The sequence below is a fragment of the uncultured Mucilaginibacter sp. genome (assembly GCF_937859865.1).
GTDB lineage: Bacteria > Bacteroidota > Bacteroidia > Sphingobacteriales > Sphingobacteriaceae > Mucilaginibacter_A.
The window spans coordinates 42,474-51,826 of the sequence record NZ_CALMAT010000108.1 but is presented as its reverse complement, the minus strand read 5'-3'; the positions used below and the strand labels follow the sequence as shown (position 1 = coordinate 51,826).

Here is a 9,353-nt window from a genome sequence, read left to right as displayed (position 1 = left end):
ACCCAACACACACAAATTGATGCGTTTGAGTACAAAGACAACCGGGCGCAAAAGCTGGATTTCCCAAAACTAACCTCTTCACAAAAAAAAGGTTACCGCGGCGAAGACCAGTTTTACATCAAAGACGGCGGTTTAATGCGCGAATTTCCGGTTTATAATGGGAGCGGGGCCAATGCAAAACCAACCGGCCAAAAACGGGTTTTGGAATACGGCATCCGCAACAATAATTTTACGGTAAAAACAGTAGACGCTGGGGATGAAAATGAAAAACCGGCAATAACTGCAGCAGCAGATACCACTAAAAAAACACCGGTAAAAGAAGCATCGGTTGCTGCAACAAAAACATCAACTTCTTCTGAAAGAACTTCAACTTCAACAAAAAAGAGGTCGCAAAAGAAGCATCATCATGTTGTAGAACACCATAAACATCATGCTGCTAAAAAAACCAAGCATAAAAGCAGTAGTAGAAGCAGCAAAAAACATCGGAGGCATAAGCGGTAAACAGCTGTTTGCTTTGTAAAACCAGACAGATTTTTAGGTGGTAAAAGAAGTATTGCTACTATTAACGCTAATACACAAATTCCCCAAACTCAGATCGTATCGTTAATTTTTTTGCAGATGCAGCTTCCACACGGCCAACAACTTGTGCTGCAATGTTAAACTTTTCAGAGATTTCGATGATTTGCGCTGCCAGTGTTTCCGGCACATACAATTCCATCCGATGGCCCATGTTAAACACTTTGTACATTTCCTGCCAGTTAGTGTTGGATTCTTGCTGAATTAATTTAAACAATGTCGGCACCGGGAACAGGTTGTCTTTAATGACATGAACCTGATCTACAAAATGCAAAACTTTGGTTTGCGCACCGCCGCTGCAATGCACCATACCATGAATTTGCGGACGATGTTGTTCTAAAATTTCTTTGATAACCGGCGCATAAGTCCGGGTTGGAGAAAGCACTAATTTTCCGGCTGTTATGGTTTTGCCGTTGCCAATATCAACCAGATCAGTCAGGTTTTTAGATCCGGAGAAAACCAAAGCTTCGGGAACCAAAGGGTCAAAACTTTCAGGATATTTTTGGGCTAACAATTTATTAAACACATCGTGGCGGGCAGAAGTAAGGCCGTTTGAACCCATTCCGCCGTTGTAAGAATTTTCGTAAGAAGCTTGTCCGTCAGAAGCTAATCCCACAATTACATCACCTGCTTGGATGTTTCCGTTGGAGATGACATCTGCTTTTTTCATGCGGCAGGTAACGGTTGAATCAACAATGATCGTCCGGACTAAATCGCCAACATCAGCCGTTTCGCCGCCGGTTGAATAAATGCCAATTCCTAATTCCCGTAAATTGGAAAGCAGTTCTTCAGTTCCGTTGATGATGGCGGCAATCACTTCGCCCGAAACCAAGTTTTTATTTCGGCCGATGGTAGAAGAAAGCAGAATATCATCAGTTGCGCCAACGCAAAGCAAATCGTCCAGGTTCATGATGACGGCATCTTGCGCAATGTCTTTCCAAACCGACAGATCGCCTGTTTCTTTCCAATACAAATACGCCAAAGATGATTTTGTGCCGGCTCCATCGGCATGCATAATGTTGCAATACGCTTCGTCATGGCCTAAAATATCGGGGATAATTTTGCAAAAAGCTTTCGGAAAAATGCCTTTGTCAATGGATTTGATGGCTTGGTGCACGTCTTCTTTGGAAGCCGAAACGCCCCGCAGATCATATCGCTGTGAAGAAATCATGGGGCAAAAGTAGGAAAATGGAAGAAGCTATCAGCTATCAGCAATCAGCTTTCGGTGTATAAAAAGTCCAATACTGTTTTTATCGGCATAAAATAGCTTAGGGAATTTCTGAAGCTTTTTAATTTAGAATGGCACTGATAGCTGACCGCTGAAAGCTAAATGCTGTTCGTAATAATGTTTTTATGCCATAAAAAAAGCTCCGAAAATTTCGAAGCTTTTATAAATTTAGGCAAGAAGCTGAAAGCCGATTGCCGATAGCTGAAAGCCTACTTTATAAACAACAACTCCCTAAATTTTGGCAGCGGCCATTGCGCGTCGTCAACCAGTTGCTCTAATTTATCAACATGGTAACGGATCGGGTCGAAATAGCCTTTTACTTTTTCATCGTAAGCAATGGATTTTTCGCGCATGTCTTCGATGGCATTGGCGTTTTTTCGCTCTTGCAGCATTTGTTTAGCGTTGGTTTGAATTTCGTTGATGTGGCTGGAAATTTTGCGGATCAACTCCATTTGCACACTGTAAGCTGCTTCTTCCAAGCCAATTTCTTTTAAACCTTTTACATTGTCAATCAGTTTATTTTGGTAAATAATGGCCGCAGGAAGGATGGAACTGTTGATCAGCTCGCCCATCACGCGCGCTTCAATCTGTAGTTTTTTGTAGAAGTTTTCCAACAAAATCTCATGGCGGGCATGAGCCTCACGTTCGCTGAAAACGCCGGTTTTGTTAAATAGTTCGGCTGTTTTTTCTGACAGTAAAACGTCCAGCGCTTTTGGTGTGGATTTGATGTTGGCCAAACCGCGTGCTGCCGCTTCTTTTTCCCATTCTTCACTGTACCCGTTTCCTTCAAAACGGATGGACTTGGATTCTTTGATGTAGCGTTTGATGATCGTCATTAGTGCCACATCCTTTTTCTCGCCTTTTTTGATCAGCTTATCTACATCGTATTTAAACTTGGTCAACTGGTCGGCAACAATCAAATTCAAAATCGTCATCGGACTGGAAGAGTTGGCCGAAGAACCAACCGCGCGCAACTCAAACTTGTTACCGGTAAATGCAAAAGGCGAAGTCCGGTTACGATCGGTATTATCGCGCAAAATTTGTGGGATTTTTGGAATGCCTGACCATAAAGAGTTTTCATCTTTCATGATTCGGCTGATACGTGCTGTTTCTATCTCATCCAAAACCTCGTTCAACTGACTGCCTAAAAAGATGGAAATGATGGCAGGCGGCGCTTCGTTTGCACCTAAACGATGGTCGTTGGTAACCGAAGCGATGGAAGCGCGCAGCAAATCTGCATGTTCATAAACCGCACGAATGGTGTTCACGAAAAAGGTTAAAAACATCAAATTATTCTTCGGCGTTTTGCCCGGCGAAAGCAAGTTTTTTCCTGTATTGGTAATCAAAGACCAGTTGTTGTGCTTGCCCGAACCGTTGATACCGGCGTAAGGTTTCTCGTGCAATAAAACTTTAAAATGATGGCGCAAGGCAACTTTATCCATCAAATCCATCAGCAACTGGTTGTGATCAATGGCCAGGTTGATTTCTTCATAAATCGGCGCACACTCAAACTGCGAAGGCGCAACTTCATTGTGGCGGGTTTTTAACGGGATGCCTAACTTCAACGCTTCCGTTTCAAAATCTTGCATGTACGCATAAACGCGGTCTGGGATGGAACCAAAATAATGGTCTTCCAACTGCTGGCTTTTGGCAGACATGTGGCCGAAAAGCGTCCTTCCGGTTAAAAACAAATCCGGACGCGCATTGAACAAAGCCACATCCACCAAAAAATATTCCTGCTCGATGCCCAAAGAAGCGTTTACTTTTTCGATACCTTTATCAAAATAATGGCAAACATCTACGGCAGCTTTATCCAAAGCAACCAAGGCTTTTAGCAAGGGCACTTTAAAATCCAGCGCTTCGCCAGTGTACGAAACAAAAACCGTTGGGATGCAAAGCGTTTGGCTGATGATAAATGCGGGAGAAGATGGGTCCCAAGCCGTGTAACCACGGGCTTCAAAAGTGTTGCGGATACCGCCGTTGGGAAAACTCGAAGCGTCCGGTTCTTGCTGCGCCAAAGCATCACCGCTAAATTTTTCGATGCCGTTTCCGTCTCCGCTGGGTTCAAAAAACGAATCATGTTTCTCAGCTGTTGTACCGGTTAATGGCTGAAACCAATGTGTGTAATGCGTAACGCCTTTGCTTACCGCCCAAGTTTTTAAGGCCGAAGCAATGTGTTCGGCAATTTCACGTTCAACCGGTACACCTTTATCAATCGAGTCTATAATGCTTTGGTAGGCTTCTTTTGATAAATATTCCTTCATTTTCTTTTTGTCGAAAACATTAGAACCAAAATAATCGGAAATTTTGGGCGAAGGCGCGTTTACCTCAGGAATAGTGCGGGTTGAAACAGACTGAAGCGCCTGAAAACGGATGTTAGACATATTAATTTTAGGTTTTTAACAAGTTTGCTAATGATTATTCCCAAAAAATATAGTTGAAAATAATTCCCATAGTTACAAGAAATGTTGCTAATTTCATAAATAAAGGTAAAAATTTGATGAAAAAGTAAAAAAACAATAAGGCAAGTATGTTTTTTGGGGAAAAAAGAGAGGTTGTAAACCGTATTACTGGCTTTAACTGAAATAACAACAAAAAGGTAATTTGGGGTGTAAAGTTTAATGTACAGTACGGCATGGCCAAATACTTCTTTTATCACCTAAAAACCGGCAAACATTAGTTTTATTTTAATGGATACAAGCACCAATTTTTATACGGTAAAAGAAGCATTACGATCAATCCTGAGAATATTGAAGGCTATTGTACAATTTTAAAAAGACTCTTAAAATAAAGCAGGATTATAAATTTTTTCTTTTAGCTTTACTGCAACTTTAGGGGTGTCCTTCGGACTGAGATAATACCCTTTGAACCTGATGCAGCTGATATTGCCGAAGGGAAAAGTAAAAGCGAATATGCTGTTTTGCTTTTTCCCTCTTAACAACAGGAACAGTCCCTAAAGTTTAGTTTAAACAACATGGAAGTAACTGTTAATCAACAAAAATATTCGGTTTCAGAAACTTGTTCTGTAGAAGAACTGGTTTTAAAAGTGCTTAACCGGCCGGCAAAAGGTATCGCAATTGCCATTAACCAAACCATCGTTCCAAAAACAAATTGGATGGCGCAGCAACTGCAAAACGGCGACCAGATTGTAATGATTACAGCTACACAAGGCGGTTAACAGTTAAAACATTTCAAATGAAACTGATCATCATTTCTGCCGAAGAACAAGTTCCGGAGGAAGCAAAAATAATTAACCAGCTTTTTGAGGCCGGAATGAGTTGTTTCCATTTGAGGAAACCAAAACAAACGCCAGCAGAAGTGGAGGAGCTGATCAAAAAAATTGTACCGCAACATCGCCCTAAAATTGCTTTGCACCAATACCATTTTTTAGCCGATAAAAACAGCATCAATAGATTGCATTTTACAGAGCAAGATAGAAGTAATACTAAAAATGACGAACTTCAACGGCTTAAAAAAGAAGGATTTATATTGAGTACTTCCGTTCATAAAGTTCAAGCGGTTACAGAACATGTGCATTTTGACTACGTACTTTTAAGCCCGGTTTTTAACAGCATCAGCAAAGCAAATTATCCAGGTTTTGCTGATGCTTCTTTTACCTTGCAAAAATCAGTGAATGCGCCTGAAGTAATTGCTTTAGGCGGAATAGATGCAACTAACATCCATCAGCTTAAAGCAATGAATTTTGATGGCGCCGCTGTTTTGGGAGCGATTTGGCAAAAGCCGGAAAACGCCGTTTCTAATTTTAAAACTTTGCAGGAAATATGCCTTAAAAACAGTATTCCGGCTTTAACCATTCCGCAATAAAATCGAAAAAAATGATTGCTAAACTTCAATACATTTCCCAGGAAAATGCCGAACAATCGCATTTACAAGCCATAAAAAAAGCATTGGAAGCTGGCTGCAACTGGATACAACTCCGCGTAAAAAACCAACCGGAAGAAAAAGTGCTTGAATTGGCTTTGGAAGCCAAGAAATTATGTGATGCGTTTTCGGCAAAATTGATTGTAAACGATCATCCGGAAGTTGCGCTAAAAGCAAAAGCTGATGGTTTGCATTTAGGTTTGCAGGATATGCCGGTTTTGCAGGCAAGGGCAATTGTTGGGCCGGAAATGATGATCGGCGGAACAGCAAATACGTTTGAACACGTTATGCAAAGAGTTGCCGAAGGTGTAAATTATATTGGTTTAGGTCCTTTCCGTTTCACCAAAACAAAAGAAAAATTAAGTCCGATTTTAGGTTTGGAAGGTTATAAAACCATTATGCAGCAAATGCAGGAAGCGCAAATCAGCCTGCCAATTATTGCTATCGGTGGAATTGAATTGGAAGATATTGCTTCCATCATCCAAACCGGCATTTATGGCGTTGCGGTTTCGGGCGCAATTACGAGGGCCGAAAACCCAAAAGAAACGGTGCAGGAAATGCTGTTGCAAACCAATTTGGCCAAACAAGAATATTAACCGGAAGCAATGCTTCTTTTATCACCTAAAATTCAATGTTAAAAATAGCAGACAAAATATTTAGCTCGCGCCTTTTTACCGGAACCGGAAAATTCAGTTCTTCTGTTTTGATGGAAGATGCTTTGCTGGCGTCAGGCTCAGAATTGGTTACGGTTGCGCTAAAACGTGTGGACACCAACCATCAGGATGAAGATGATTTATTACTCCGTCTAAAATATCCGCACATTAATTTACTGCCGAATACTTCTGGTGTGAGAACGGCGCGTGAAGCTGTTTTTGCAGCGCAATTAGCGCGGGAAGCTTTGGAAACCAACTGGATTAAATTAGAAATTCATCCGGATCCAAAATATTTGATGCCCGACCCGATTGAAACGCTGAAAGCAACGGAAGAATTGGCGAAATTAGGTTTTATCGTTATGCCTTACATTCATGCTGATCCGGTTTTATGTAAACGTTTGGAAGATGCCGGAACTGCTGCCGTAATGCCTTTAGGTTCGCCTATTGGCAGTAACAAAGGTTTAAAAACGATTGATTTTTTAGAGATTATCATCAGTCAAAGTAATGTTCCGGTGGTGATTGATGCCGGAATTGGTTCACCTTCTGATTCGGCACGGGCGATGGAAATCGGCGCTGATGCGGTGCTGGTTAATACTGCAATTGCCGTTTCAAGTAATCCGGTGCAAATGGCAGCAGCTTTTAAAATGGCGGTAGAAGCTGGCCGGATGGCGTTTGAAGCGAAACTGGCTTCACCGGTTTCTCACGCCGTAGCAAGCAGTCCTTTAACTTCTTTTTTAGATGAATAATTTCACACAAATTTTCGAATCGTACGATTGGGACGAAACGAAGCAAAATATCTATGCTAAAAACAGTATGGATGTGGAGCGCGCCCTTGCTTCCCCTAAAAGAACATTGGAAGATTTTAAAGCTTTGATTTCACCGGCTGCTGCGCCTTATTTGGAGCAAATGGCGCAACTCAGTCAGCAATTAACCTTAAAGCGTTTCGGCAAAACGGTGCAGATGTACGTGCCGCTGTATCTCTCCAACGAATGCAATAACATTTGCACGTATTGTGGTTTCAGTTACGATAACAAGGTAAAGCGTAAAACACTTTCGCCGATGGAGATTATGCAGGAAGTTGCGGTGATTAAAGATATGGGTTACAACCATGTGTTGCTGGTTACGGGAGAAGCAAATCAAACCGTTCATGTAGATTATTTTAAAAAAGTGCTGGATTTAATTCGTCCGCATTTTTCGCATATTTCGATGGAAGTGCAGCCGTTGGATCTGGAAGATTACCAGCAATTAACGCCTTACGGATTAAATACGGTTTTGGTTTATCAGGAAACGTATCATCAGGAAGATTACCGCAAGCATCATCCGAAAGGAAAAAAATCAAACTTTCAATACCGTTTGGAAACGCCTGATCGGTTGGGAGAGGCCGGAATCCATAAAATGGGTTTAGGTGTTTTAATTGGATTGGAAGATTGGCGCACGGATTGTTTTTTCACCGCTTTGCATCTGGATTATTTAGAGAAAAAGTACTGGCAAACGAAGTACAGCATTTCCTTTCCACGTTTGCGGCCGTTCAGCGGCGGACTGGAACCGAAAGTAGAAATGAACGACCGCGAATTGGTGCAATTGATTTGTGCTTACCGGATTTTTAATGAAGAAGTAGAGCTTTCAATCTCCACACGGGAATCAGAAAAATTTAGAAACAACATTATTAAGTTAGGTATTACAGCCATTAGTGCCGGTTCTAAAACCAATCCAGGCGGTTATGCTGTCGAACCGGAATCATTAGAGCAATTTGAAATTTCTGATGATAGAAGTCCGGCAGCAATTGCAGCCATGATTGAAGCGCAAGGTTACGAACCTGTTTGGAAAGACTGGGACAACAGTTTAGCTATTTAAAATGTTAACACGAGAAGAACTAAAACGATACAACCGACAAATCATTTTGCCTGAAATAGGACTGGAAGGCCAGCAAAAACTAAAAGCAGCCAAAGTGCTGATGGTTGGCGCAGGAGGTCTGGGTTGCCCGGTTTTGCAATATTTGGTTGCAGCAGGCGTAGGCGAAATCGGGATTGTGGATGATGATTTGGTGGACGAAAGCAATTTGCACCGGCAGATTTTATATTCTTTAGCTGACGTGGGAAAATCCAAAGCGGTTGTTGCTGCCGAAAAGCTAAAAATGATGAATCCCTACATTGAAATAACGGCTTTTCAGGAACGAATCTCAACAGAAAATGCTGAAAAATTAATCAGAATTTATGATTTAATTATTGATGGTTCTGATAATTTCCCAACGCGTTATCTGGTAAATGATACTTGTGTTGCTTTAAATAAAACGCTTGTTTTTGGTTCTATTTTTAAGTTTGAAGGCCATATTTCTGTTTTTAATTTTAAAGGCGGACCGCAATATCGTGATATTTTCCCCGAAGCCCCTGCAGATAATGATGTTCCGAATTGTGCAGAAATTGGCGTTTTAGGCGTATTGCCGGGTTTGGCAGGTTTGTATATGGCAAACGAAGCCATTAAAATTATTTGTGAGATTGGAGAAACACTTTCAGGAAAACTGATGACGGTTAACGCTTTAGATAATGCTGTCAGCGTTTTTAAGTTTGGAAAACAAACTCAGCAAAAACCAATAACCAAAACAAAAGAAGTTGAAGTTACTAAAGGTAACAATCAGGAAATCAGCATAGAAGAATTAGAAAACTGGCTGAAAAAAACACCAGACGAAGTTTACCTGGTTGATGTAAGAGAAGATTACGAGTTTGAAGATTACAACATTGGCGGCATTAACATTCCCTTTGATGAATTGATGGACGAGGCAGGTTCTCTCCCCAAAAACAAAAAAATTGTATTCTGTTGCCGAAGCGGACAACGTAGTAAAATGGCTGTAGAATTATTGAAACCGGTTTTTAAAGGAGCAATGTACAACCTTAAAAACGGAATTTACTAATGCTTCTTTTATCAACCAAAATTTTATCATGCTGTCATTTCGACCAACAGGAGAAATCTTCTTTCAATAATTCAATCTTATCCAGCTTTGAAAAAGATCTCTCCCG

The 9,353-nt window shown here is 41.1% G+C and carries 8 protein-coding genes, 1 pseudogene and 1 riboswitch; of the genes and pseudogenes, 7 read left to right on the top strand and 2 right to left on the bottom strand.

Annotation, left to right across the window (positions count from 1 at the left end; translation table 11 throughout):
• Positions 1-501, top strand: a pseudogene (locus tag Q0192_RS11300) (hypothetical protein); the annotation flags it as partial.
• Positions 502-568: 67 nt separating this feature from the next.
• On the opposite strand, the gene Q0192_RS11295 reads toward Q0192_RS11300, so the two are convergent.
• On the bottom strand, positions 569-1,747 hold the full coding sequence (locus Q0192_RS11295) for an AIR synthase related protein (RefSeq protein WP_299289586.1): 1,179 nt from the start codon (positions 1,745-1,747) through the stop codon (positions 569-571).
• 266 nt (positions 1,748-2,013) lie between these two features.
• On the bottom strand, positions 2,014-4,188 hold the full coding sequence (locus tag Q0192_RS11290) for a glutamine synthetase III (protein ID WP_299289585.1): 2,175 nt from the start codon (positions 4,186-4,188) through the stop codon (positions 2,014-2,016).
• A 439-nt stretch (positions 4,189-4,627) separates the two neighbouring features.
• Positions 4,628-4,718: riboswitch (TPP riboswitch) on the top strand.
• 60 nt (positions 4,719-4,778) lie between these two features.
• On the opposite strand from Q0192_RS11290, the gene thiS reads away from it, so the two are divergent.
• From thiS to Q0192_RS11260, 6 genes are read left to right on the top strand one after another with little or no spacing between them, the layout of a single operon-like run.
• Positions 4,779-4,982 (top strand): sulfur carrier protein ThiS, encoded by a 204-nt coding sequence (gene thiS, locus Q0192_RS11285; RefSeq protein ID WP_299289584.1) that lies wholly within the window; start codon positions 4,779-4,781, stop codon positions 4,980-4,982.
• Positions 4,983-4,999: 17 nt separating this feature from the next.
• Positions 5,000-5,629 carry a thiamine phosphate synthase gene (locus tag Q0192_RS11280; RefSeq protein ID WP_299289583.1) on the top strand — a complete coding sequence of 210 codons (630 nt, stop codon included), beginning with the start codon at positions 5,000-5,002 and terminating at the stop codon, positions 5,627-5,629.
• Between the two features lie 11 nt (positions 5,630-5,640).
• A complete protein-coding gene (locus Q0192_RS11275; RefSeq protein ID WP_299289582.1) occupies positions 5,641-6,282 on the top strand; it encodes a thiamine phosphate synthase in 642 nt (213 codons plus the stop codon).
• A gap of 35 nt (positions 6,283-6,317) precedes the next feature.
• The gene (locus Q0192_RS11270) at positions 6,318-7,085 is read left to right on the top strand and encodes a thiazole synthase (RefSeq protein WP_299289581.1); all 768 of its coding nucleotides are present in this window, start codon (positions 6,318-6,320) and stop codon (positions 7,083-7,085) included.
• Positions 7,078-8,193 carry a 2-iminoacetate synthase ThiH gene (gene thiH / locus Q0192_RS11265; protein WP_299289580.1) on the top strand — a complete coding sequence of 372 codons (1,116 nt, stop codon included), beginning with the start codon at positions 7,078-7,080 and terminating at the stop codon, positions 8,191-8,193. The genes Q0192_RS11270 and thiH overlap by 8 nt, the downstream gene beginning before the upstream one ends.
• A gap of 1 nt (position 8,194) precedes the next feature.
• The gene (locus tag Q0192_RS11260) at positions 8,195-9,247 is read left to right on the top strand and encodes a HesA/MoeB/ThiF family protein (protein WP_299289579.1); all 1,053 of its coding nucleotides are present in this window, start codon (positions 8,195-8,197) and stop codon (positions 9,245-9,247) included.
• Positions 9,248-9,353 lie beyond the last annotated feature (106 nt).

What these genes read in the sequence shown, in the direction of transcription:
- Q0192_RS11295 (WP_299289586.1), bottom strand. Translation starts at nt 1,747, where the DNA reads ATGATTTCTTCACAGCGATATGATCTGCGGGGCGTTTCGGCTTCCAAA.
- Q0192_RS11290 (WP_299289585.1), bottom strand. Translation starts at nt 4,188, where the DNA reads ATGTCTAACATCCGTTTTCAGGCGCTTCAGTCTGTTTCAACCCGCACT.
- thiS (WP_299289584.1), top strand. Translation starts at nt 4,779, where the DNA reads ATGGAAGTAACTGTTAATCAACAAAAATATTCGGTTTCAGAAACTTGT.
- Q0192_RS11280 (WP_299289583.1), top strand. Translation starts at nt 5,000, where the DNA reads ATGAAACTGATCATCATTTCTGCCGAAGAACAAGTTCCGGAGGAAGCA.
- Q0192_RS11275 (WP_299289582.1), top strand. Translation starts at nt 5,641, where the DNA reads ATGATTGCTAAACTTCAATACATTTCCCAGGAAAATGCCGAACAATCG.
- Q0192_RS11270 (WP_299289581.1), top strand. Translation starts at nt 6,318, where the DNA reads ATGTTAAAAATAGCAGACAAAATATTTAGCTCGCGCCTTTTTACCGGA.
- thiH (WP_299289580.1), top strand. Translation starts at nt 7,078, where the DNA reads ATGAATAATTTCACACAAATTTTCGAATCGTACGATTGGGACGAAACG.
- Q0192_RS11260 (WP_299289579.1), top strand. Translation starts at nt 8,195, where the DNA reads ATGTTAACACGAGAAGAACTAAAACGATACAACCGACAAATCATTTTG.